Genomic DNA, 23,316 nt, shown 5'->3' on the forward strand with positions numbered 1-23,316 from the left:
TCCGGCACGCATTCTGTCAGGGTGCCATCGGCGCGCGCTCCGCTCCGGCCGGCAGCAGATCCGCAAGATCAAATACCAGCACCCTGTCGATGCAGAGTACCGGCTGGGCACGGTAGGCATAGGCTCCCGACTCAAAGAGACAGTAGAGCTGGCCGTCCGCCGCTTCGATCTGCTCCAGCTTCTGCGGAAAACGATGAATCACCTCAGAGTCACCGTCCCGGTACGAACGCTTCCCGTCCTCCAGCTCATGAATCTGGAGCACGGAATCGAACGGTCCGAAGGACTTGGACAGAAGAAGATAGCGGCCGCTGACGGCGACGGACTGTATTTCCCCGGATGTCGTCGCGCTGAAGTCGCTGGCCACGATTTCCAGCATCGACGAATAGGTCGCCTTCATCTCGCCTTTGAGTCCGCCGTCCTCCGTCATATGAAACCAGTCCAGCTGTGACAGTCCGCCGTACCGGTAGAGTCCCACCAGCAGCGAACCGTCACTGTAATTCATGTAGGAGTTCCTGATAATCGTAGCCAGCGTATAGTTATGAATCGCGGTCAGCGTCCGGTCACGGCGAAGGTCATAGGCTTCGATGGCGTCCAGTGAATAGCAGACCGCCTTGGCCGCACCCAGCGTGCCGCCCGATACCCAGACATTCCGGTGCACCGGGTCATAGGCCAGTCCGCCTACATGTGCCATCGTCGGAAGTACAATCGTCTTGATGAGATTGCCGCTTGTGCGGTCCAGCATATACAGGACGGAATTATGCTGGTGCGCGTGACAGTACGCCGAGATGAAGAGATACTTCTCCGTCACGCACATCCCCTGCGGTGTCATCGAGGTGCAGATCGAAACCGAACGGAACTCTCCTCTGTAGGTTTCCGTGGCCCGCAGTCCGGGTATCACGTAGGTGCGGCGCAGATGACCCGCCAGTCCGGGAAATGCAGCCGCCATCGCCCGCCTCATGCCCAGCTCCGTCCGGTAGCGCAGCGGCGCTGCACTGGTGGTTCTCCACTGTGTGTCCGGCTCTCCCATCGACCGGAGAACGAACGCGTAGAGAAGATAGAAAAGACAGACCAGGATAAAAGAAGCGTAACCGATCCGAACAGCCCGGCGGCGCAGCCGGAAGGCTTCCGCCGGCGTCCGTTCCCGCCTCCCGCACCTTGAAAGGCGCGGCTCCTCCTGCGGTTCGCCGACCTTCCGGCCCCCGCATCCGGACCGGCGCGGTCCGTTCGCCTGTTCTCCGGCGTCCCGTCTCCCGCGTCCGCGTCTGCGCAGAAATCCGTTTCTTTTACCGCCTCTCCGGCCTCCTCTGCCTGTCCGCAAGCTGCATTCCTTCCTTTAGTCCCGTATCATCATGATGTTTTCATCATAGCACACAAGGAGACGGCTATGGACCAAAAACTCGCTGTTCTCAACCGCTGGTTCGGTTATTCCTCCTTCCGCCCCGGTCAGGACCGCCTGATCGACGCGATTCTCGCCGGCCGGGACGTTCTCGGCATCCTTCCGACCGGTGGCGGAAAATCTCTCTGCTATCAGGTTCCCGCCATGATGCTCCCCGGTCTCACGCTGGTGATATCCCCGCTTCTTTCCCTGATGGCGGATCAGGTCAGCCGGCTGAGCAGCCGGGGGATCCCCGCGGCGGCTCTGACCTCCGATCAGACGCCATCCCGGCGCCGCTTCATCCTGCGTGAAGCCGCAGCCGGCCAGCTCCGTCTGCTCTATCTTTCCCCCGAACGGCTGGAGCATACGGAATTCCTTTCTTTTCTTCCTTCGCTTTCCATCTCACTCGTCGCAATCGACGAGGCGCACTGCATCTCCCAGTGGGGTCCCGAGTTTCGTCCGGCTTACCGCCGGATCCCCGCTTTTCTTTCGCGTCTGACGCCCCGTCCTGTAACAGCGGCCTTCACCGCCACCGCCACGCCCGAGGTCCGCGCGGACATCATCGAGGCCGCCGGCCTGATTCATCCCTTCTGCCTGACAAGCGGCTTCGACCGGCCGAATCTCTACTACGAGGTGCGTCATGTAAGAGACAAGAGATCGGAGCTCCTTGCGCTTCTCCGGCACTACCGCGGATTCACCGGCATTGTGTACTGCCAGACCCGTGCCTCTGTGGACGCCGTCGCAAAATTTCTCCTTCGGCACCGGATCCCGGCGGCTGCCTTCCACGCCGGACTGTCCGCCTCCGTACGCACCGGTGCGCTGAAAAGCTGGCTCACGGACAGCGTCACGGTGATGGTGGCGACCAACGCCTTCGGCATGGGGATCGACAAGCCTGACGTCCGGTATGTGATTCACTACAGTCTTCCCTGCGATCCGGAAAGCTACTATCAGGAAGCCGGGCGGGCCGGCCGGGACGGTCTGCCCGCCGACTGCATCCTTCTCGTATCGCCCCGGGATGTCGCGATCGTGCGCTTCTTCATCGCCCGGACTGCCTCGCCCGCTCTACGGGCACTGATGGAGCGCCGGCTGTCCGCCATGCGCTCCTACGCCTCGGGCTCCCGCTGCCTGCGCGCCTCCCTGCTGACCTATTTCGGCGAACACGCGGGAAGATGGTGCGGCGCCTGCTCCGTCTGCCTTCGGACGGGTCCCTTTCGCGTCCGGGTGCCGACCGGTCAGGAAGACCCGGATCTCTATGCTGCTCTCCTCTCTATCCGCAAAAATATGGCGGCACAGCGCGGCCAGCCAGCCTGTCGGATTCTTTCCGATCGGGCGCTGCATGATCTTGCCGTACAGCGGCCGCTCAGCCGCAGCGAAATGGCCGCCATAGAAGGGATCGGACTGATCCGGACTCTCCGGTCTGGCAATGCATTCCTCGAGGAGATCCGCGCGCACACGGAGTAAAAACACGCCTGTTTCCAGTCCGTAAATTTTGCACAATATACGGTTTTCTTCGGGCGTTTTTCTGTAAATTATGGTACAATACAGACAGAAGCAGAATATGTCGGCGAGCCGGCATCATACCGGAGCGGCGGCGCTGACGCGCCGCCGGACAGAAGCTCAGAAAGGGGGCTTATGACATGAGGCTCACGAAAAAAGTGCAGATCTGCATCGGACGGGAATACGGAAGCGGCGGACACGCCGTGGCGGAAAAACTCGGCAGGGATCTGAATATCAACGTATACGACAAGAACCTGATCAGCATGATCGCAAAAAAGCACGAACTCGATGAGAACACGCTGCATGACTCGGACGAACGGCTGGCCAATCCCTTCTTCGAGCCGTATTCTCCGTACGGAGTCGAGACCGGGACGATCTCGGAACGTCTCTACATGCTGCAGGCGGAAATTATCCGCGAGGAGGCCGCCAAAGGATCGTCCGTTTTTGTCGGCCGCTGCGCCAATGACATCCTGCGGAACGAGCCGAACCTGGTCAGTCTCTTCATCTATGCGCCGAAGCCGTACCGGATCGAACGGATCATGCGGATCGAGGATATTCACGACTCGTCCGCGGCTGAAAAGATCATCAAGCGGGCGGATAAAACCCGCCGCGCCTACTATCAGTTCTATACCGACAAGCGCTGGGGCACCTCCGAAGGGATGGACCTGCTTCTCAACAGCGCGTCACTCGGCGTGGACGGCTGCGTCAAAGCCATTGAGCACTATCTGGTGCTCAGAGGGATGGCGGAGGAATAAGACCAAGACCGGCATCAGCAGAGAAAAGGAAGGGGATCGGCTGTCGGAGCCGGTCCCCTGTGTTCATCCTGATCTCATATATGAGCGGTCCGGTCATCGTTCTCCAGCATCGCCGCGTAGATGTCCCGCTTCGTTACGCTCCGGTCCTTTGCGGCCGCCTTCATCGCGTCCTTGCGCGAAAGTCCCTGTGCCTCATAGTGCGCCACATGCTCCGGGATCGTCAGCGACTCCCAAGCCGCAGCTCTTTCTCTGGCCGCCTGCTCCGGACTCTTCCCGTCGATCACGAGCACATACTCACCGCGCGGATCCGACGTCCCGAAGCGGAGGCAGGCCTCTGAAAGCGCCATCCGCTCAACCTCCTCGAACTTTTTCGTCAACTCTCTGGCGAGCGCGACGGAGCGGTCCTCCCCCAGCGCATCCTTCAGCTCTGAAAGCGTTTTCCGAAGCCGATGCGGCGCCTCGTAGAGGATAATGGTCCTGGTCTCACCCTTCAGACGGGCCAGCGCTTCCTTCTTCTCTTTTGTTTCCTGAGGCAGAAAGCCCTCGAAGACAAAGCGTCTCGTGTCCGCCCCGGAGAGCGCCAGCGCCGTCACACACGCGCTGGGACCCGGCACGGCTGTCACCGGAATATGGCTGTCCCGGCATTTTCTCACGAGAATCTCTCCCGGATCCGAGATCGCCGGCATGCCGGCATCGGTGATCAGCGCGACCGACTCCCCTGACAGGAGACGGCCGACAAGTGCATTTCCCTTCTCTTCCTCGTTGAATTTATGGTAGCTTGTGAGCGGCGTCGTGATCTCATAGGCGTCCAGCAGACGCCGCGATGTCCGCGTATCCTCCGCGGCGATAAGGTCCGCCTCTTTCAGCACGCGGACAGCCCGCATGCTGATATCCTCAAGGTTTCCGATCGGCGTTCCGACAAGATAAAGTGTCCCTGCCATAGATCCTCAGCAATTCCTCCGTATACGTATGATCCTGAGCATAGATCACCAGCGGCGGGCCGACCTTGAGATGCGGCCGGCCGCCGCGAGACGCCTCCAGAAGCACCATGGCCGGCTCTGCGTCCGCACGGGGATGAACGAAGCGGAGCCGCTTCGGCTCCAGTCCCGACGCCTGCAGCTCCCGGAAAATCTCCGGCAGTCGGAAGGGCCTGTGGATCATCGCAAACCGGCCGCCCGGCACAAGAAGGCGCGCCGCCTGTGAGACGACGTCATGCAGCGTACAGCGCAGTTCCGTCCTCGCCAGCGCCTTCGCCGGATTCGTCCCGATCAGACCGTCCGCCGCAGCCATATACGGCGGGTTCGACACAACCAGCGTGGCGCATCCGGCACCCAGCCGTTCCCCGGCGGTCCGGATGTCGCCGTTGACAATGGAGATCGAATCATCCGTCCCGTTGTCCCGGACTGACCGGCGTGCGATCTCGGCGGCCCTCTCCTGCAGCTCAAGTCCCGTGATCGTCACCCTCAGCTTCCTCTTCCGGGCCTCCGCCAGCAGGATCAGAGGGATCGGCGCGAATCCGGTTCCCAGATCCACGATCCGGTCTCCGTCTTTGAGCGCCGGATAGTGGGCCAGCAGGACGGCGTCCACACCGAAGCAGAACATGGAGGGATCCTGCCAGATCCGAAAACCGTTTTCAAGATCGTCCAGCCGCAGTTCTCCCGTCTTACCCGGCATGGCTGTCATTCGGTTCCGGCTGTACCGGAACAGCCGCTTCCGGCTTCTTCACCGCGCCTTCCGCGCTCTGCGCCGCTGCCTTCCGCGGCGCCTCTTCCTGACTCCGGGCGGCCGTTTCCGCCGGGCGGCCTGCCGTATTCTCTGTATATCCTGCGGCTTCCTGGACGGCGCCTTCGGGCTTCGGTCCTTTGCGGCGGCGCCTCCTTCTGCGCTTCCTGTGCTCCGGATCCTGTATCGCGGACTCCGCCGGATCCGCGGCGCAGCCCTCCGGGCGCGCGCCGCCGTCCGCAGCGTCCGTCCGGATCTCTGGCGTCCCTTCCTCCGGCCGGACCGGACGGCGGCGCCGTCTCGTATCCTCCTTCAGCGGCGCGGCCTCATCTGTCTTCCTGTCAGTTCCGTCGTTCCGGCGGCCGCGGAGCGGTTTTGCCTCCGCCTTCCTGCCTTCGCTCTTCCCTCTCTCCTTCGGCGCGCCCGGCTGCGCGTTTCTCGGCCTCTTTGACTTCGGGATGAAGGTGATATCCTTCACATCAAATTCCCGGAGCTCCTTCTCGTCGTTGCCCAGATCCACGACGACCTTCACGCTCTGGCGGAGAATATTCACCGACTGCACGTCTCCGTGAAGGCCGTCCGGCGTCGTCACGTAATCTCCCTTGCCCGGCATTCCCTTGTTAAGATAAGCATATGTGTCCGCTTCGTTCTTGAGACAGCACATCAGCCGGCCGCAGATCCCCGAGATCTTCGTCGGATTCAGCGAAAGATTCTGGTCCTTCGCCATCTTGATGGAAACCGGGGCAAAGTCGGTCAGCCATGTATGGCAGCAGAGCGGACGTCCGCAGCTCCCGATGCCGCCCAGCAGCTTTGTCTCATCCCTCACCCCGATCTGACGGAGCTCGATTCTTGTCCGGAAAATGCTGGCCAGATCCTTCACAAGATCACGGAAATCGATCCGGCCGTCAGCCGTGAAGTAAAAGAGAACCTTGCTGTTGTCGAAGGTATATTCCGCTTCGATCAGTTTCATCTCGAGACCATGCTCCGCGATCTTCTTCTTGCAGATCTGGTAGGCCTCCTTCTCCTTTTCACGGTTCGTCCGCTCGCGTTCGTCGTCGTCCTCCGTTGCCATCCGGATCACCGGCTTCAGCGGCAGCGTGACCTTATCCTCGGCGATCTCCGTCGGGCTCAGCACCACCGTCCCGTACTCGATCCCGCGCGCCGTTTCCACGATGACATGATCGTGGTAACGGATGCTGTAATCCAGCGGATCAAAGTAATAGACCTTGCCGAGATTTCTGAATTTCACACCAATAATAACAGGCATAGGGCCTCCTTTATTTCAAATCGCCCTTCAGCGCATCCTGAAGGACAAACAGCAGATTTTCCAGTGTCGCTTCCGCGTTCACGTTTCCCCGGATCCGCACGCGGGCTTCATCCAGCGCGTCAAACACGGCATACAGGGCTCCGGGGAACACGCGTCCTGCCGCCTCCCGGATGGTATCGTTCTCTCCGCGGAACACCAGACGGCTGTCGTCTCCGGTTGCCTGATACAGAAACAGGTCGCGGAAGTAGAGCAGCATGATGTCGAATACGTCCGGCAAATCATCCTTCTCCTCTTTCAGGCTTTTTACCGCATCGCAGAGAGCGGCTGCGTCCATCTGATACAGATTCTTCAGCAATGTCAGCACTTCGGTCCGGCGCTCGGATGCGGCCGCGTCCGTTGCCTCTTCACGGGCTTTCCCGATATTTCCCTGAGCAAAAGCCGTGATCACCCGCGCCTCATAATCCGGAAGACGGAGCTCCCGCTCCAGATACTCCGAGACGAGACGGTCCTCCACCGGAAGCAGCGTCAGCTTCACGCAGCGGGATAGAATTGTCGGGAGCATAGCCTCCTGCGCAGCTGTCAGAAGAAGAAAAACCGCGTAGGACGGCGGTTCCTCGATCGTCTTCAGCAAAGCGTTCTGTGCCTGCGGATTCATCTTCTCGGCGTCCGGAATGAGGTAGATCTTCCGTCCTCCCTCATAGGGAAGGATATCCGCCGTATTTACCACCTGCGTCCGGATTTCATCGACCGTGATCACGCCGGGCTTTTCATGCGTGACGGTGATCACATCCGGGTGGTTGTGATCCAGAATTTTTCTGCAGCTCGGGCATTGTCCGCAGGCGTCCGGTCCCTCCTCCGGCTTCGCGCACATCAGAGTCAGCGTAAACGCCTCCGCGACGGTCCGTTTTCCTGATCCGGCTTCTCCTGCGATCAGATAAGCCTGACTCACCCGGTCCGAGGCGATCGCCCGCTGAAGATGCGTCACCACACCGCTGTGGCCGATCACTGACCTGAATCCGGTTCCCGCCAACCGTTCCCTCCTTTACATGCATGTCCATTCCGACCTGACAGCTTATCATACAACAAAAGAGCGCCGGATGTCCATTTTCAGGGGAAGATCGAACCGGGAGAACAAAAAATCGCATCTGCCCGTCTTTCCGGCAGAATCCCGGAATCATAAAATGGAGACGGAAATGAACCATCCGTCCCGCCCGCGGCTCTTATAGGCAGATGCATCAATAAAGAAGAAAGGAAGAAACCGGTGGTGAATGATGTTGAAGGAATGAAGGCGGACAGGGATCTGTTCGAGAAGCTGTACCAGGAATACCATCTGATGCTCTTCCGGAGCGCCTATCTGATGACGGGCAGCCGGTATGACGCGGAAGACATCACCCAGGATACCTTCATCACAGCCGTACAGCATATCGGAGAGCTTCGCGATCCGTCAAAGGTCCGGACCTGGCTTTATCGGATCATGACCAATCTGGCTCACAGAAAATACGCCAGAGGCGTCCGGGAAACCGCCAGCGATGACGTGACGGAACTGGCCGACGCGGACCCGGAAAGCGGCAATCCTCTGGATCCGCTGCCCGGCACGGCGCAGCGTCTTGACCTTGAGAACGCCCTGATGCAACTGGACCCCAGGCGCAGGGACGTGATGGTGCTCTACTACTACAACGGACTGTCCGTTCATGAGATCGCCCGGATCTGCGGCTGTCTGGAGGGCACAGTGAAATCAAGGCTGTACAAAGGCCGTAAAGAACTGAAATCGATGCTGGCTCCCGATGAAGAGCCGCACGAAGGAAAAGAAAGGAAGGTGCCTCAGCATGCGTAACGATAAGACAGAATGGATGGATCATCTGATCTCGGAGGAAATGCACCGGACAGCGGATCCGCTGGCTCCCTCTCCCGCTCTTAAGAGCCGGATTGAGGATGCGCTGGCCGCTGAAAAGATCAGTCCGGTCCGGAAAGGAGCTTATTCTATGAAGAGAATACCGAAACTGATTGTGGTTGCCGCCGCCTGCATGATGCTGGCCGCAGGCGTCTACGCCGGAGGCGTGCTCACCGGAACGATCGCGAGCAGCCATTCCGGATACGATTATCGTGCCTACACGGACCTGAAAAAAGCGGAGAACCGTGCCGGCTATGCCGTCAAGGCTCCTGAGCAGCTCTCCGGCGGCTATCGTTTCGAAGGCATCCGCATGGTCTCTCTGGCCGATACCGATGACAGCGCGTCCCAGCGTGTGAACAAACGGACCGGGATCGACGTCACCTACCGGAACAGCAAGGGTGAGGAACTGGAGCTGAGCACAGACCCGAAGGGAACAGCGCCGTCAGAGGAAATGTATCAGGCGAAAAAAGAGACGGAAAACGGTACCTTCTATTACGCGAAGGTACGCTATCTGTTCCTGCCGGCGGACAGCCGGCCCACCGCCGAGGAAGCGGAACGCGAGAAAAATGATCCGTTCTTCTGCATCTCCTACGGCAGCAGCAAAAAATACACGACCACGTTCAGCAGTGTCTCCTTTGTCTCCGGCAGCGTATCCTACACGCTGCTCGGTGAAAACACCTCGCTCTCCTCAGGTGATCTCATCTCCGCGGCAGCTTCCGTGCTGCAGTAACGGATTCACAACAAACAGCCGGGCGCGCCCCATCGGCGCACCCGGCTGTTTGCCCTCCAGATCCGATCCCGTCACCCGTTTTCATTCTGTCAGGCTCCTCTTTCTTCTCTCCCTCACATCTTGAACCGGTATCCTACGCCCCAGATCGTCTCGATGTACTGGGGATTCGACGTATCGAACTCAATTTTTTCACGGATTTTCTTGATATGCACCGTGACGGTCGCGATATCGCCCACAGATTCCATATTCCAGACCGCCCGGAACAGCTCCTCTTTCTTATAGACATGGTCCGGATGCTCCGCCAGAAACGTCAGCAGATCAAACTCCTTCGTCGTGAACTGGGTCTCCCGCCCGTTGACCCAGACGCGGCGCGCCGTCTTGTCGATCTTCAGCCCGCGGATCTGAATCACGTCGTTCTTCGGCACGCCGGTTCCGATCAGTCGGTCATAGCGGGCCATATGCGCCTTGACCCGGGCCACCAGCTCATTGGGCGAAAACGGTTTTGTGATATAATCGTCCGCTCCCAGTCCCAGACCGCGGATCTTGTCGATGTCATCCCTCTTCGCGGAAACCATCAGGATCGGGACATTTTTCTTTTCTCGGATCTGACGGCAGATCTCGAAGCCGTCCACGCCCGGCAGCATCAGATCCAGAATATAGAGATCATAGGAATCCTTAAGCGCCCTCTGCAGTCCTTTTTCCCCGTCCGTCTCGATATCCACCTCAAAATCGCTCAGCTCCAGATAATCCTTCTCCAGTGCGGCGATAGACTCCTCGTCCTCCACAATCAGAATTCTGCTCATTCATTCTCCTTTCTCAGGGCGTCTCCTTCTGCTCATATCTGCGCAATGCGAAGTACATCGTCGTCCCCTCCCCCTCCCGGCTCGTCACCCAGACGCGGCCGTTATGGTCTTCAATGATCTTCTTCACGATGGACAGTCCGATCCCGCTTCCGCCTTTGGCGGAATGTCTGGAGGAGTCCGCACGGTAGAAACGGTCGAAGACGTTGGGGAGATCCTTCGCCGCGATCCCTTTTCCGTTATCCGACAGAGCCGCGCGGATCTCGTCTCCGGCCATCTCCACATGCAGCCGGATCCGCGGCTCCGGCTTGTCGCTGTATTTCACGGAATTGCTGATCAGATTGTTGAGCACACGCTGGATCTGCTTGATATCCGCGATCATCTTCACTTCCGGACCGACCTGGTTTTCATATGTGAAGGAAATGCCCTTGGCGACGAGATCGTCACGGATTTCCTCCGCCGCATCATCAAAGAAGGACCGGACGTTCACCCGCTCGAAGGTATACGGAATCCGGTTGGTCGTGATCTTCGCGTAAAAGGAGAGCTCGTTGATCAGTCGGTCCATATCGATGGCTTTGCTGTAAATCGTGCGGATGTAGCGGTCCCGCTTCTCCGGCGTATCCGCCACACCGTCGAGAATGCCTTCACAATATCCCTTCACGGCCGTAATCGGCGTCCGCAGATCATGAGAAATGTTGCTGATCAGTTCCCGGTTCTGCCGGTCAAACTCGATCTTCTCCTCGTTGGCCTCCCGGAGTTTCATACGCATCTCCTCGAAGGCACTGAACAGTTCCCGGATCTCCGTCACATTGCCCACCGGCTTCAGCTCGAAATCAAGATTGCCGTCGCGGATATTCCGGACTGCGCGGGTCAGCGCCTGAATCGGCGCATTGATGCCGCGGGACAGCCAGAGCGAGAGCACCATCGCCGTGATCACAAGCACAATGAACAGGCAGACCATCACGCTCACGATCATCGAGCGGTTGAATCCCCTCAGATGTGAAATATCGACCCCGTATTTCTCCTGAATCGCGTCGGCCTGAAACATCACAAGGCTTATGAACATGATGCTCATCAAAAGCACCGGCAGGATGATAATGGAAAGAAAGGATACCGTGATCCTCGTCTGCAGCTTCGTCTCTTTCTGTCCGCGCATCATAGCCTCCTGAAAAAATAACCGCCCGCAGGACTTCCTGCAGGCGGCCTTGTTCATTGTATCACAGATATTTCTTCAGGTCATCAACCTTATCCAGTTTCTCCCACGGAAGATCCACATCGGTTCTTCCGAAATGGCCGTACGCGGCGGTCTGTCTGTAGATCGGACGGCGCAGATCCAGCATCTTGATGATGCCGGCCGGACGCAGATCAAATTCCTTCCGGATGATCTCCGTCAGCTTTTCGTCGGAGAGACGGCCCGTTCCGCAGGTATCGATCATCACAGATGTCGGTTCAGCGACGCCGATCGCGTAGGACAGCTGGATCTCGGCCTGATCGGCAAGTCCGGCCGCCACGATGTTCTTCGCGACGTAGCGCGCCGCGTAAGCTGCGGAGCGGTCCACCTTCGTGCAGTCCTTGCCGGAGAATGCGCCGCCGCCGTGACGGGCGTATCCGCCATATGTGTCGACGATGATCTTGCGTCCGGTCAGACCCGCGTCGCCGTGAGGTCCGCCGATCACGAAGCGGCCGGTCGGATTGACGAAGAACTTCGTCCTGTCGTCCACCAGCTCCTTCGGAAGCACCGCGTCGAAGACATATTTCCGGATATCCTTGTGGATCTGCTCCTGCGTAACATCCGGATCGTGCTGGGTGGAGATCACCACCGCCTCAAGGCGGGAGGGTTTTCCGTTCTCATCGTACTCGACAGAAACCTGGGACTTTCCGTCCGGACGAAGATACGGCAGTGTGCCGTCCTTTCTCACATCAGTAAGCCGCTTCGCCAGCTTGTGGGCGAGCGCGATCGGATACGGCATGTATTCCGGCGTCTCATTCGTCGCGTAGCCGAACATCATGCCCTGGTCGCCGGCGCCGATGGCGCCGATCTCCTCGTCGCTCATGTTCTTCTCGAGTGCTTTGAGGTCTGCCTTGGTTTCCAGCGCGTTGTCGACGCCCATCGCGATATCCGGGGACTGCTGGTCAATCGCCACCAGCACCGCGCAGGTGTTGCCGTCGAAGCCCGTCGCCGCGTCGTTGTAGCCGATCTCATTGATTGTTTTGCGGGCGATGGCCTGATAATCCACATGCGCCTTTGTCGTAATCTCGCCCGTGATCAGCGCGAAGCCCGTGCAGACCGCTGTCTCGCAGGCGACACGGCTCATCGGATCCTCCGCCATGCAGGCGTCGAGAATCGCGTCAGAAATCGCGTCGCAGACCTTGTCCGGATGGCCTTCCGTGACCGACTCAGAAGTAAACAGTCGTTTCTCTCCCATCTTTGTACCCTTTCCTGATTCCTGTGTGCTGCTTCCCCTTATCGATGTCACCCGTTTTTCCGTACGTGCGCATTATAGAACATGCAACCGGCATATTCCCCGTACAAACGAAACGGCCCGCGTGAGCGGACCGGAATAAGCGTCATCCCTTATTGTTCGATCTCTCGCTCGAGGTGGGCACCTTCCCGTCAAGGGAGGTTGTCACGGCTTCAAAGACCCTCTTTGTCTCCACCGTTCTGAATAAGAGTAAGCATATGAAGTTTGTTGACGATAAGAACGATAGCACATCCTCACGGAGACCGTAAAGATACAAAGCTCAGGATCTGTAGCGTTCGGCCGATACGAGGATCGTCTTCAGCTCATCGACGCTGAAGGTGTAATCCGTGTTGCAGAAATGACAGTTCAGTGTCACCGGCTTTCCCTCGTCAATCAGCGACCGCAGTTCCTTATCCCCCATCGCCACCAGGGCCTTCGTTACCCGTTCTCTCGAACAGTTGCAGTGAAATGCAGCCGGCATCTGCTCCATCTTCCGGAAATCCATCCCGCCGAGAATCCGTTCCAGCATATCTTCCGGCGTACAGCCGCTGCGAAGCATATCCGTGACGGAATCCGCCTGCACACAGGCTTTCTCCAGCGCGGACACAATCTCCTCCGGACAGTCCGGCATCAGCTGGATAATATAGCCTCCGGCCTGAGCCACCGAACCGTCCCGGCGGTCCATCAGAACGCCCAGCGCCACGACGGAGGGAACCTGCTCGCTGACCGCAAAGTAGTAGGTCAGATCCTGCGCGATCTCGCCCGTCTGAATATCGACCTCGCCGGAGTACGGCTCCTTCAGACCAATATCCTTCAGCACATGCAGCATACCGTGGCCGACAGCTCCGCCCACGTCAAAATGGCCGTCCTTCTTCGGCGGCAGCATGACAGACGGGTTGCCGACAAAGCCCTTCACCTCTCCTTTCGCGTTGGAGGTGACCGTAATGCCGCCGATCGGACCGTCGCAGACAAACTGAAGGGTCAGCAGATCACTGTCGTTCTTCATGTCAGCGCCCATCATCAGCGCCGCGGCCATCGTCCGTCCAAGCGCCGCCGCGGCCACCGGGCTCAGATTATGTCGTTTCCTTGCTTCTTCCGTTACGTCCCTCGATGTCACCGCAAAGGCCCTGACGAAATCATGGGCCGCGGTTCCGCGAATGATATAATCAGCCATTCCGCATTCCTCCTTCACCTTCTGTGAGTCCCTCGCCCCGGAAAGAGGGAATAAAGCTTTCCGACGCTGTGGGACCTTCCTGCATATAGGCGTTCCGTATCCCGATTCGGATCGCAAAATCCAGCACCCGGTCATATTCCCGCCTTGTTACTTTCCGGTTCAGCTCCGGACAGACTGATTCGATCCCCGGCATCGGCGTGTACTGGTTCAGGATGCTGATCCAGATTCTGTCCCCGTACCGCTCGTGCAGTGTCCTGAGAATCCTCATCGAATCCTTCGTATGACCGGGCAGAATCATATGCCGCACTATGACGCCCCTGGTCATCATTCCCCGTTCGTCAAAGGAGGCTTCCTCACGTCCCGCGATCGCCACCATCTCATCGATGGCTCTCACCGCCACTTCAAAATAATCCGGCGCGTCCGCATAGCGGGCCGCGACGGCCGGATCCTGAAACTTCAGATCCGGCAGGAAAATATCTACCGTATCACGGAGAGCACGGATGGTTTCCGGCGTCTCGTAGCTGCCCGTATTGTAGACAACCGGAATCGAAAGCCCCTCCGAGCGGGCAATTCGCACTGCCTCTATGATCTGCGGAACAAAATGGGTCGGCGTCACGAGATTGATGTTGTTGGCCCGCTTTGCCTCCAGTGAAAGAAAGACGCCGGCCAGTTCGGCGGGAGTCAGAATACGCCAGCCGTCCGCGCCTGTGTGACGCCCCAGTGCAATCGAACGGTTCTGGCAGAAGACGCAGCCCAGCGGACATCCGACAAAGAAAACGGTTCCGCTGCCCTCTTTCCCCGAGATGCAGGGTTCCTCCCACATATGAAGAGCAGCCCGGGCGGCGAGAACCTGATCCGTCCCGCCGCACCGGCCTGCTCGTTTCGTCCGGTCGGTCCGGCACGCTCTCGCACAGAGCGTGCACCGTTTCATAATGGAATCGTTCATGATTTCTCTCAGCCCACGCTGAGCTCGAATTTTCTGATCTCCTGCTCGGAATCGACCTTGCGGATTTCCGCTCCCAGCGAGCGGAGCTTTCCGTCGAAATCCTCATAACCGCGCTGAATATACACAATGTCATCTATAATGGTGAAGCCTTCCGCGGCGAGTCCGGCGATCACCAGCGCCGCGCCCGCACGGAGATCCGGCGACGCAACCCTTGCGCCGGTCAGCTGCGGAACGCCGTCGATGATGGCGGTATTTCCCTCCACCTTGATGTTGGCACCCATACGGGCCAGTTCGTCCACATACTTGAACCGGTTCTCAAAAATGCTCTCGGTAACGATCGAGGTTCCCTCCGCCAGCGCCAGTACCGCACCGATCTGCGGCTGCATGTCCGTCGGATAACCCGGATACGGCAGTGTCTTCACATGTGTGCGGCGCAGTCTGCGTGACGCGACAACACGGATGGAGTCGTCTCCTTCCTCCACCTCACAGCCGATCTCGCTGAGCTTCGCCGTGATGGCTTCCATATGCTTCGGAATCACGTTCTTGACGACGACATCGCCTTTGGTGATCGCTGCGGCAAACATATAAGTACCCGCCTCAATCATGTCCGGCACAATGCTGTAGGTGCATCCGTGGAACTTCTCCACTCCGTTGATGCGGATCACATCGGTGCCGGCGCCCTTGATGTCCGCGCCCATACTGTTAAGGAAATTGGCCGCATCTACCACATGGGGCTCCTTGGCCGCATTCTCGATGATCGTCCGCCCGTGAGCCCGCGAGGCGGCCATCATGATGTTGATGGTTGCGCCGACCGACACGACGTCCAGAAAGATATGCGCGCCATGCATGGATTCGCACCGCGCGATAATGGTGCCGTGGGAGATGCGCACGTCCGCGCCGATCGCGCGGAAACCTTTCAGATGCTGATCAATGGGGCGGCTGCCGATATTGCACCCGCCGGGAAGAGGAACCTCCGCCTCGTTGTATTTTCCAAGAAGCGCACCCAGCAGATAGTAAGAGGCGCGGATCTTCTTGATACTTTCGTAATCCACGCTGCAGTTCCGGATCGTCGAACCGTTGATCCGAACGGAGTGACGGCTGACGCGCTCCACATGCGCGCCAATCTTGCCGATGGCCTCCAGAAGAACGTTGATATCATTGACATCCGGAAGGTTTTCCAGAGTCACCGTCTCATCCGACATGATGGCTGCGGACAGAATCGGAAGCGCTGCGTTTTTCGCACCGGTAATCTCTACTTCTCCAACCAGCGGAATACCGCCTTTGACGATATACTGTTCCATGAATTTGCCTCGTTCCCCTTATCATCAGATTTTTGGAGCGGCGTCTCACGGCATCCCCATTCCGTAAAGACTCCGGACATCCGCGCGTCCGGCCGGCTTTGCCCGGCGCGCTCCTCCCGTTCAGCCGGACTCCTTTCAAAGAGCCGATATGGACAAAGAGCATCCATCGGAAACGGTGATCCCCTGCACCGTCCCGCTGTGGACTTTGCCTCATCTTAACTTGTTTTTAATATTTTGTAAACATTTGTGAAAGACGATTCGGGTTTTCGTGCAGAATCACGGATAGAATAGCCTGTCTATTATTTAATTCAATTTTCATTTTCAGTCTTGTAAGGAAAAGATCCGAATCATTTCTTTCGATTCTTCCGTTTTCATTCAATATCCGAAGCGCCTGGGTTCACCCGAAAACGTACGGCCCGCTGGTTCACAGCCGGACGAATCCCCCTGCCTCAGGCATTCTGAAGCGTATTCATAAAGGCTGGTATCAGCTGCTTCTTGCGTGAAACAACCTTCGGGAGAAGACAGGTTCCGTCTGTCACCTCCGCTCCGAAAGAGTCGCGGACAAGACCGTCGCTTCCCTTTCCGTAGCAGAGCAGAGTCGTATCCTCCGTGAGAATATCCGTCAGCATGAAGAAGATCATCTGCGTGCCGCCCTTTCCGCACTCCTCCGCCAGATACGGTCTGAGCGTACCCGCGATCTCCTTCAGTTCCTCCTCGTCCATCGAGCTGATCTGTCCGACTCCGAAGACCGTCTCTCCGAAAATGAACTTCTTGTAATCCTGATGCAGAATTTCTTCCGGCGACTTGCCCTTCAGGTTGCTGCCCGCCCGAAACATCTCCTTCGCATAAGCTTCGAGGTCGATACCGGCGATCTCAGCGAGATCACGGGCCGCGCGCTCATCCCGCGGCGTACAGGTCGGCGAACGGAAGAGCAGCGTATCCGATACGATGGCGGAGCACATCAGTCCGGCGATGTAGGGAGGAATCTCCACTCCCTGCTCATGATACATCGAATAGAGAATCGTGCAGGTGCATCCCACCGGCTCGCCTCGGAAATAGACGGGCTGCAGCGTTTCAACGGTGCCGATCCGGTGATGATCCACAATCTCGAGGATCTCCGCTTCATCGAGGTTGTCCACAGCCTGAGATCGTTCCGTATGATCGACAAGAATCAGTCGCTTTTTCTTCACATTGATGAGGCTCCGCCGGGAGATCATGCCCACATACCGTCCATTGTAATCCGAGACGGGAAAATCGCGGTATCTGTATTTTCCCATTATCTCACGGATATCATCGACGAAATCATCCTGCTTGAAAGCGATGATATCCTTCTTCTTCATCAGATAGCGGGCCGGTATGCTCTGATTGATCAGGCGCGCAACCGTATAGGTGTCGAAGGTGGTGCAGATCACGACGCAGGAGTGCTCCTCCGCCAGCTGCCGGATCTCCGGCGATACCTCCTCCATCAGCGTGACGACGAGACAGCTCGCCCCCAGCTCGATGGCCTGCCTCTGCGTGTCCTCACGGTCGCTGGTGATGACAAGATCGTCCTGCTCAATATAATGCCCCAGATGCTCCGGACTGGCTGCGCAGACCACGACCTTTCCCTTGCAGAAAATGCCGTGCTCATTTCCGACTACCACGTTTCCGTTGATCGTCTCGGCAATATCGTAGTATTTCGTCTTCGCTTCGGACATAATCGTCTTCGTGTAGGCATCGATATAGTACTTGGCGATGTCATCCACGGTAAGAATGCCTTCGAGTTTTCCGTCCTCCGACATGATCGGAAGCGTGACCGTTTCGCTCTCCTTCATGTATTCCCATGCAATCCGGATGGTAATATCGTCCGGCGCGCCTTCGGAATCATCGATGTCCATATCGTGCACCTGAGTTCCGACATTCGGCAGATAGCTGGGAGGATCACATTTCCAGTATTTCAGTACAAACTCTGTCTCTTCATTGATCTGTCCGGCTCTGCATGCCTTGTAACGGTCCGAACCCGACGACGCGTTCTTCAGATAGGTGAGCGAGATCGCTGAGCAGATTGAGTCCGTGTCCGGATTCTTGTGCCCCACAACAAAGATCTTATCCATTCGTTCCATACTTTTCTCCTGTCAGATCATGTCCATGTTGTCTGCCGCGCTTCACGTCGCGCTTCTCCGCCTGTCTCCGGCGCCATCTGCAGGCATCCATCCCTGCAGTCCTTCTTATTGTAAAGCAGCCGCCCATCGGTTTCAATCGCGGAAAATGCATACGGCTGTTGTGAGATTCTTTCAATCAAAAAGGAAATCGTCTGCTCAATTCGGTCATATTCCATCAAAAAGCTTTTATCCTTTCTGCGATTTGTCGGAATTACGTGGAAAATTTTTGTGAAAATTGACAGGTCTTCGTTTTCATCTTATAATGTGCGCGTAGTATAAAGAGAACATCATGGTATGGCATGCAGCAGCAATCGCTCTACGATTTCATGAGATCAGGAGGGAATTATGACACCAGTTAAGAAAACGACACGTAAGGCAGCCACAGAAGTGAAGGCGGAGCCGAAGAAGCCGGTTGAAGCGGTGAAGACAGAGGAGCCGAAGAAGGCTGCCGTTCCGGCCAAAAAGACAGCTGCGCACAAGGCGGAGCCGAAGAAAGCAGCCGAGCCGGTGAAGGCCGAGGTCAAAAAGGCAGCAGAGCCGAAGAAGCCGGCGGCTCCCGTCGCGACCGTCACAGTCGAATACAACGGAAAGCAGTATTCCGCGAAAGCTGTCGTCGAGCAGGCTCTGAACGTATACAGAGATACTCATAAGGACGCTGAGGTCAACACCATCGAGGTTTATCTGCAGCCGGAAAATCACGTCGCGTACTACGTCATCAACGGCGAAGGTTCCGACGACTTCCGTATCGATCTTTGATCTTGTTATCAGACAGAATCGAAAACAGACGCCGGGGATGTATTTCCCCGGCGTCTGTTTTTTGTTCCTTCTCCGTTTCTCTTCCGGCTTTCTCCATGATCTGGATCTGATCATATTCCGCATCGTTTATCTTGATCGTCACTGCGGTGCTGAGAACATGACAAGCTTTCATCATGCTTTCCCTCTGTCCCTTCGGGAAGTCTCTTCTCTGACAGCGTGCTTCCGACCATCTCCTGTCCGTACGAATCGGACAAAGCATGCAAAAGCCGGGAGGCGGATTCAAAGAATCCGCCTCCCGGCTGACTTAGGTCTCTCCGGTCAGTTGTAGATCACGATCTTGGTTCCTCTCGGCATCTTGTCGTAGATCCATTTGGCGTTGGAAACCGCCAGACGGATGCAGCCGTGGGAGACAGAACGTCCCATCGTACCATCGACGATATGCCTCGGCGAGGAACTGTTGTCATAGATCACAGAGTGGAACAGATAGTTCAGGTGAATCCGAGTCCAGTACCAGCATCTGCGGTTCTTTCTTGAGCCGGTCAGGAAATACGGACCCTTATCCTGCACCTGGAACACACCCGTAACCGTCGGGGTTGCAGGCGCGCCGACGCAGCAGGCGAACGTCTTGATCTTCGTCCAGCTTCCCTTCTTGCCCGAGAAGATGTAGACCTGATGTTTTCCGCGGTTAACGAGGATCAGATACTTCGTATTACTGCTGTACTTATTTGCCTTGACATACTCGGAAGAGCCCGCGTTCGGCACCACACCGCTAAGACGGGTCTTCGCCTGCTTGTACGCGCTTGAGCGTGAGCTCACGCCTGCCTTTGCGACTTTGCCCTGAAAGATACCGACTGTCGCGAAATGAATAATTGCGGCCGCGTCGTCGTTCGCTCTTGACGGACTGTACTTATAAACATCCGAATTGTGCGTCGTGTAGTACTTATAGTCGAATACGTTCTTCAGCTCGATGCCCTTGTACTTCGTGATCGGATTCCGGAGTGTGCGGACACCGACTGCGCCGCCGTATCTGGACGGATGCTGGCAGTAATAGCGTGCGATGTCAGGATAGTCTGTTCCGTAGGTAGCGCGGATCGCTGCGTTTGCGAGCCTGTAGGACTCGACATAGAACGACCTGCTCGCCTGCTGCTTCTTGCCCAGACCCTGTTTCACGAAATACTCAAGAGCCGCAATATCATTATCCCAGTATTTCTTATTGAGAGACGGGTACTTGCTCATGTAATAATTGAAGTCGTATACCCGTGCGTAATTGAAGCCCTTATAGGTTGTCACCGGTTTGGTGATACGGTTAATGCCGTTCGCACGGCTGCGATACCACGCACTTTTGTATCCGGTTGACATAAAATGTTGATAGTACTTGCGATAATTTGTTCCGTACCGGATACGGAGACTCTGCAGCCCCCGCCGGTAAGACTTCGGATTGAAGCTGCTGATCGCCTGCTCTCCGCGGTTCATGCCCGTATTGACAAAGTAGGAAAGGACCGTGCGGTCAGACTTTCCCGAAAGGCTCGGATGAACCTTCGTATAATACGAATAATCGTAGACACGTGCGTAATTGACGCCGTTGTAGACAGTAGAATGCGCGGCGAAAACCGGCACAGCCGCAAAGATGCCGATACAAAGTACCGCCATCGCGAGGAGCAATCTGATTCCCCTGAAACCCCTTTTTGATTCCTTCATAGCCATCCCTTCTCCTTATATTTATATTGCACCCTTCAAACGAATCCACAACTGGTCACCATTCCATCCAGTTGTGCGATCAGCAGGTTATATATACTGGTATGATTAGTATACCATAGCCGCAAAATATTTGCCATGTCCAATACTGCTAAAACTGCGAATCTGAGAGCATGAAAAAACCCGAAAAGCAATAGACCGCTTTTCGGGAACTTTCTGCCCAGTTCCGGAATCGAACCAGAGACACGAGGATTTTCAGTCCTCTGCTCTACCAACTGAGCTAACTGGGCATTGTCAGCGAACTGACGAGTAGCGGGGACAGGATTTGAACCTGTGACCTTCGGGTTATGAGCCCGACGAGCTTCCAGACTGCTCCACCCCGCGTCAGGAATGAAATGGATGGAGAAGGATTCGAACCTTCGAAGGCATCGCCAGCAGATTTACAGTCTGTCCCCTTTGGCCACTCGGGAATCCATCCATATTCATTTGAAGGGCCATAAAGCCCAAAGCCGATGAGCGGACTCGAACCGTTAACCTGCTGATTACAAATCAGCTGCTCTGCCAATTGAGCCACATCGGCGCACCGCGACAGACAGTACGTCATTGCCGGGAATGGGACCTACAGGGCTCGAACCTGTGACCCCCTGCTTGTAAGGCAGATGCTCTCCCAGCTGAGCTAAGATCCCTTGAAATACTGAGAAGAAGCGACCCAAATGGGACTTGAACCCATGACCTCCGCCGTGACAGGGCGGCGCGATAACCAGCTTCGCCACTGGGCCGTGTAAGGTACTCATCGTACCTTCAAAACCGCATATACCCCGCGCAATCCCAGCCGCGGCTTCCGCCGCGCTTTCCTCTTGGTCAGGTCCTCGTTCGATTAGTGACAGTCAGCTACACGCCTTGCGGCGCTTCCACCTCTGCCCTATCAACCTCATCGTCTCTGAGGGAACTTACTTCCTTGAAGGAATGGGAGATCTCATCTTGGGGGGGGCTTCACGCTTAGATGCCTTCAGCGTTTATCCCTGCCCCGCTTGGCTACCCTGCCATGGGCCTGGCGGCCCAACAGGTGCACCAGCGGCGGGTCCAGCCCGGTCCTCTCGTACTAAGGCCAGCTCCCCGCAGATCTCCTGCGCCCACGCCGGATAGGGACCGAACTGTCTCACGACGTTCTGAACCCAGCTCGCGTACCACTTTAATGGGCGAACAGCCCAACCCTTGGGACCTACTACAGCCCCAGGATGTGATGAGCCGACATCGAGGTGCCAAACCACTCCGTCGATGTGAACTCTTGGGAGTGATCAGCCTGTTATCCCCAGGGTAGCTTTTATCCGTTGAGCGATGGCATTCCCACTTACTGCCACCGGATCACTAAGTCCTACTTTCGTACCTGCTCCACCCGTCGGTGTCGCAGTCAAGCTCCCTTCTGCCTTTGCACGCTCCGGATGGTTTCCGTCCATCCTGAGGGAACCTTTGAGCGCCTCCGATACCCTTTCGGAGGCGACCGCCCCAGTCAAACTCCCCGTCTGCCATTGTCCCCCCGCCGGCTTACGGCGGCAGGTTAGAAGCCCAGTCGCTGAAGGGTGGTATCCCAACATTGGCTCCGCATCTGCCGAAACAGCTGCTTCTCTGCCTCCCACCTATCCTGTGCATCATCGACCGGACCCCAGTAACAAACTGGAGTAAAGCTCCATGGGGTCTTTCCGTCCTGGCGCGGGCAGCCAGCATCTTCACTGGCACTTCAATTTCACCGGATGTATTGTTGAGACAGTGCCCAAATCATTACGCCTTTCGTGCGGGTCGGAACTTGCCCGACAAGGAATTTCGCTACCTTAGGACCGTTATAGTTACGGCCGCCGTTTACTGGGGCTTGGATTCAGGGCTTCGCTTTCGCTGACCCCTCCTCGTAACCTTCCAGCACCGGGCAGGCGTCAGCCCATATACGTCGCCTTCCGGCTTTGCATAGACCTGTGTTTTTGCTAAACAGTTGCTTGGGCCTGGACTCTGCGGCCGCCCCGGAGGACGGCACCCCTTCTCCCGAAGTTACGGGGTCATTTTGCCGAGTTCCTTAACAATACTTCTTCCGCCGGCCTTAGGATTCTCTCCTCATCCACCTGTGTCGGTTTACGGTACGGGTACGGTGCGAACGATAGCAGCTTTTCCCGGCACTCCCTCCGCCCTCTCTCCTACTTGAAGTTCGGTCGTCTCACGGAATGGCGTTCCGCATGTCTTTTATCCCATGCCCGCCTTCCCGCTTTCTCCGCGTTTTCCATCCGCGGTCAGACTTTGGAAATGCGTCCCTGCAGTTCTGTCGCATCGCAGTACAGGAATCTCCACCTGTCGTCCATCGGCTACGGCTTCCGCCCTCGCCTTAGGTCCCGACTTACCCAGGGCAGATCAGCTTGACCCTGGAATCCTTGGATATTCGGCCTGAGGGATTCCCGCCCTCATCTCGCTACTCATTCCGGCATTCTCTCTTCCCGCGGGTCCACATGCCCTTGTCGGTCATGCTTCGCCCCCGCGGCAATGCTCCTCTACCGATGGCTTCCGCCATCCCAGAGCTTCGGCGGCGTGTTTCAGCCCCGGTCATTTTCGGCGCAGGACCTCTCGACTAGTGAGCTATTACGCACTCTTTGAATGCGTGGCTGCTTCTGAGCCAACATCCTAGTTGTCTTCGAGATCCCACATCCTTTACCACTTAACACGCACTTTGGGGCCTTAGCTGCTGGTCTGGGCTGTTTCCCTTTTGGCCGCCCGACTTATCTCATGCGGCCTGACTCCCCACCATCGTCTACACGGCATTCGGA

The 23,316-nt window shown here is 57.1% G+C and carries 18 protein-coding genes, 6 tRNA genes, 1 rRNA gene, 1 pseudogene and 1 riboswitch (1 of these 27 cut by a window edge); of the genes and pseudogenes, 5 read left to right on the top strand and 21 right to left on the bottom strand.

The window, feature by feature from the left end; genetic code table 11:
- Positions 1-16 precede the first annotated feature (16 nt).
- Entirely contained in the window at positions 17-1,318 is a 1,302-nt protein-coding gene (locus G4C92_RS07295; protein WP_274941899.1) for a hypothetical protein, read from the bottom strand.
- Positions 1,319-1,384: 66 nt separating this feature from the next.
- Between G4C92_RS07295 and G4C92_RS07300 the strand changes: the two genes are divergently transcribed.
- Together G4C92_RS07300 and G4C92_RS07305 are read left to right on the top strand one after the other, a co-directional pair.
- Complete coding sequence (locus tag G4C92_RS07300; RefSeq protein ID WP_274941900.1) at positions 1,385-2,836, top strand: RecQ family ATP-dependent DNA helicase; 1,452 nt, start codon at positions 1,385-1,387, stop codon at positions 2,834-2,836.
- A gap of 176 nt (positions 2,837-3,012) precedes the next feature.
- On the top strand, positions 3,013-3,627 hold the full coding sequence (locus G4C92_RS07305) for a cytidylate kinase-like family protein (protein ID WP_274941901.1): 615 nt from the start codon (positions 3,013-3,015) through the stop codon (positions 3,625-3,627).
- A 74-nt stretch (positions 3,628-3,701) separates the two neighbouring features.
- Here the strand turns inward: G4C92_RS07305 and rsmI are convergent, their stop codons facing one another.
- The 4 genes and pseudogenes from rsmI to holB form a co-directional block, all read right to left on the bottom strand.
- A complete protein-coding gene (gene rsmI / locus G4C92_RS07310) occupies positions 3,702-4,568 on the bottom strand; it encodes a 16S rRNA (cytidine(1402)-2'-O)-methyltransferase (RefSeq protein WP_274941902.1) in 867 nt (288 codons plus the stop codon).
- Positions 4,522-5,310, bottom strand: coding sequence for a tRNA1(Val) (adenine(37)-N6)-methyltransferase (locus G4C92_RS07315; RefSeq protein ID WP_274941903.1), 789 nt, complete (start codon positions 5,308-5,310; stop codon positions 4,522-4,524). Before G4C92_RS07315 ends, rsmI begins: the two co-directional genes overlap by 47 nt.
- 364 nt (positions 5,311-5,674) lie before the next feature.
- Positions 5,675-6,616 (bottom strand): annotated as a pseudogene (locus G4C92_RS15100) (PSP1 domain-containing protein); the annotation flags it as partial.
- Positions 6,617-6,626: 10 nt separating this feature from the next.
- Positions 6,627-7,646 (bottom strand): DNA polymerase III subunit delta', encoded by a 1,020-nt coding sequence (gene holB, locus G4C92_RS07325; protein ID WP_274941904.1) that lies wholly within the window; start codon positions 7,644-7,646, stop codon positions 6,627-6,629.
- 234 nt (positions 7,647-7,880) lie between these two features.
- Between holB and G4C92_RS07330 the strand changes: the two genes are divergently transcribed.
- Both G4C92_RS07330 and G4C92_RS07335 read left to right on the top strand, forming a co-directional pair.
- Complete coding sequence (locus tag G4C92_RS07330) at positions 7,881-8,450, top strand: RNA polymerase sigma factor (RefSeq protein ID WP_274941905.1); 570 nt, start codon at positions 7,881-7,883, stop codon at positions 8,448-8,450.
- Positions 8,443-9,237, top strand: a complete 795-nt coding sequence (locus G4C92_RS07335) for a hypothetical protein (protein ID WP_274941906.1) — start codon at positions 8,443-8,445, stop codon at positions 9,235-9,237. Before G4C92_RS07330 ends, G4C92_RS07335 begins: the two co-directional genes overlap by 8 nt.
- Before the next feature lie 113 nt (positions 9,238-9,350).
- On the opposite strand, the gene G4C92_RS07340 is transcribed toward G4C92_RS07335, so the two are convergent.
- From G4C92_RS07340 to G4C92_RS07375, 8 genes are all read right to left on the bottom strand, one after another.
- Positions 9,351-10,040: a response regulator transcription factor gene (locus G4C92_RS07340; protein WP_274941907.1), complete on the bottom strand. Its 690-nt coding sequence runs from the start codon at positions 10,038-10,040 to the stop codon at positions 9,351-9,353.
- A gap of 13 nt (positions 10,041-10,053) precedes the next feature.
- On the bottom strand, positions 10,054-11,193 hold the full coding sequence (locus G4C92_RS07345; RefSeq protein WP_274941908.1) for a sensor histidine kinase: 1,140 nt from the start codon (positions 11,191-11,193) through the stop codon (positions 10,054-10,056).
- A gap of 61 nt (positions 11,194-11,254) precedes the next feature.
- Positions 11,255-12,463: a methionine adenosyltransferase gene (gene metK / locus G4C92_RS07350; protein ID WP_274941909.1), complete on the bottom strand. Its 1,209-nt coding sequence runs from the start codon at positions 12,461-12,463 to the stop codon at positions 11,255-11,257.
- Positions 12,464-12,609: 146 nt separating this feature from the next.
- Positions 12,610-12,710: riboswitch (SAM riboswitch) on the bottom strand.
- A 69-nt stretch (positions 12,711-12,779) separates the two neighbouring features.
- Positions 12,780-13,673, bottom strand: a complete 894-nt coding sequence (gene hslO, locus G4C92_RS07355) for an Hsp33 family molecular chaperone HslO (RefSeq protein WP_274941910.1) — start codon at positions 13,671-13,673, stop codon at positions 12,780-12,782.
- Positions 13,666-14,619, bottom strand: coding sequence for a radical SAM protein (locus G4C92_RS07360; RefSeq protein WP_274941911.1), 954 nt, complete (start codon positions 14,617-14,619; stop codon positions 13,666-13,668). Before G4C92_RS07360 ends, hslO begins: the two co-directional genes overlap by 8 nt.
- A gap of 8 nt (positions 14,620-14,627) precedes the next feature.
- The gene (locus tag G4C92_RS07365; protein WP_274941912.1) at positions 14,628-15,920 is read right to left on the bottom strand and encodes a UDP-N-acetylglucosamine 1-carboxyvinyltransferase; all 1,293 of its coding nucleotides are present in this window, start codon (positions 15,918-15,920) and stop codon (positions 14,628-14,630) included.
- A 449-nt stretch (positions 15,921-16,369) separates the two neighbouring features.
- Entirely contained in the window at positions 16,370-18,022 is a 1,653-nt protein-coding gene (locus G4C92_RS07370) for a putative manganese-dependent inorganic diphosphatase (RefSeq protein WP_274941913.1), read from the bottom strand.
- A 17-nt stretch (positions 18,023-18,039) separates the two neighbouring features.
- Positions 18,040-18,240, bottom strand: coding sequence for a hypothetical protein (locus G4C92_RS07375; RefSeq protein ID WP_274941914.1), 201 nt, complete (start codon positions 18,238-18,240; stop codon positions 18,040-18,042).
- A 166-nt stretch (positions 18,241-18,406) separates the two neighbouring features.
- Between G4C92_RS07375 and G4C92_RS07380 the strand changes: the two genes are divergently transcribed.
- Positions 18,407-18,817 (top strand): DUF6465 family protein, encoded by a 411-nt coding sequence (locus G4C92_RS07380; RefSeq protein ID WP_274941915.1) that lies wholly within the window; start codon positions 18,407-18,409, stop codon positions 18,815-18,817.
- A gap of 318 nt (positions 18,818-19,135) precedes the next feature.
- On the opposite strand, the gene G4C92_RS07385 is transcribed toward G4C92_RS07380, so the two are convergent.
- The 8 genes from G4C92_RS07385 to G4C92_RS07420 form a co-directional block, all read right to left on the bottom strand.
- A complete protein-coding gene (locus G4C92_RS07385) occupies positions 19,136-20,515 on the bottom strand; it encodes a L,D-transpeptidase (RefSeq protein WP_274941916.1) in 1,380 nt (459 codons plus the stop codon).
- Between the two features lie 214 nt (positions 20,516-20,729).
- A tRNA-Phe gene (locus G4C92_RS07390) sits at positions 20,730-20,802 on the bottom strand.
- Between the two features lie 20 nt (positions 20,803-20,822).
- Positions 20,823-20,896: transfer RNA gene (locus G4C92_RS07395), tRNA-Met, on the bottom strand.
- Between the two features lie 12 nt (positions 20,897-20,908).
- A tRNA-Tyr gene (locus G4C92_RS07400) sits at positions 20,909-20,990 on the bottom strand.
- 29 nt (positions 20,991-21,019) lie between these two features.
- Positions 21,020-21,092 (bottom strand) — tRNA-Thr (locus tag G4C92_RS07405).
- 33 nt (positions 21,093-21,125) lie between these two features.
- Positions 21,126-21,198, bottom strand: a tRNA-Val gene (locus G4C92_RS07410).
- Positions 21,199-21,217: 19 nt separating this feature from the next.
- A tRNA-Asp gene (locus G4C92_RS07415) sits at positions 21,218-21,291 on the bottom strand.
- A 78-nt stretch (positions 21,292-21,369) separates the two neighbouring features.
- A 23S ribosomal RNA gene (locus G4C92_RS07420) occupies positions 21,370-23,316 on the bottom strand (it continues 948 nt past the right edge of the window).

This window comes from Chordicoccus furentiruminis (genome assembly GCF_019355395.1).
Classification (GTDB): domain Bacteria; phylum Bacillota; class Clostridia; order Lachnospirales; family Lachnospiraceae; genus Chordicoccus; species Chordicoccus furentiruminis.

Bases quoted from the DNA above. Each gene is read 5' to 3' on its own strand.
- G4C92_RS07300 (WP_274941900.1), top strand. From the start codon at position 1,385: ATGGACCAAAAACTCGCTGTTCTCAACCGCTGGTTCGGTTATTCCTCC.
- G4C92_RS07305 (WP_274941901.1), top strand. From the start codon at position 3,013: ATGAGGCTCACGAAAAAAGTGCAGATCTGCATCGGACGGGAATACGGA.
- rsmI (WP_274941902.1), bottom strand. From the start codon at position 4,568: ATGGCAGGGACACTTTATCTTGTCGGAACGCCGATCGGAAACCTTGAG.
- G4C92_RS07315 (WP_274941903.1), bottom strand. From the start codon at position 5,310: ATGACAGCCATGCCGGGTAAGACGGGAGAACTGCGGCTGGACGATCTT.
- G4C92_RS07335 (WP_274941906.1), top strand. From the start codon at position 8,443: ATGCGTAACGATAAGACAGAATGGATGGATCATCTGATCTCGGAGGAA.
- G4C92_RS07340 (WP_274941907.1), bottom strand. From the start codon at position 10,040: ATGAGCAGAATTCTGATTGTGGAGGACGAGGAGTCTATCGCCGCACTG.
- G4C92_RS07345 (WP_274941908.1), bottom strand. From the start codon at position 11,193: ATGCGCGGACAGAAAGAGACGAAGCTGCAGACGAGGATCACGGTATCC.
- metK (WP_274941909.1), bottom strand. From the start codon at position 12,463: ATGGGAGAGAAACGACTGTTTACTTCTGAGTCGGTCACGGAAGGCCAT.
- hslO (WP_274941910.1), bottom strand. From the start codon at position 13,673: ATGGCTGATTATATCATTCGCGGAACCGCGGCCCATGATTTCGTCAGG.
- G4C92_RS07360 (WP_274941911.1), bottom strand. From the start codon at position 14,619: ATGAACGATTCCATTATGAAACGGTGCACGCTCTGTGCGAGAGCGTGC.
- G4C92_RS07365 (WP_274941912.1), bottom strand. From the start codon at position 15,920: ATGGAACAGTATATCGTCAAAGGCGGTATTCCGCTGGTTGGAGAAGTA.
- G4C92_RS07370 (WP_274941913.1), bottom strand. From the start codon at position 18,022: ATGGAACGAATGGATAAGATCTTTGTTGTGGGGCACAAGAATCCGGAC.
- G4C92_RS07380 (WP_274941915.1), top strand. From the start codon at position 18,407: ATGACACCAGTTAAGAAAACGACACGTAAGGCAGCCACAGAAGTGAAG.
- G4C92_RS07385 (WP_274941916.1), bottom strand. From the start codon at position 20,515: ATGAAGGAATCAAAAAGGGGTTTCAGGGGAATCAGATTGCTCCTCGCG.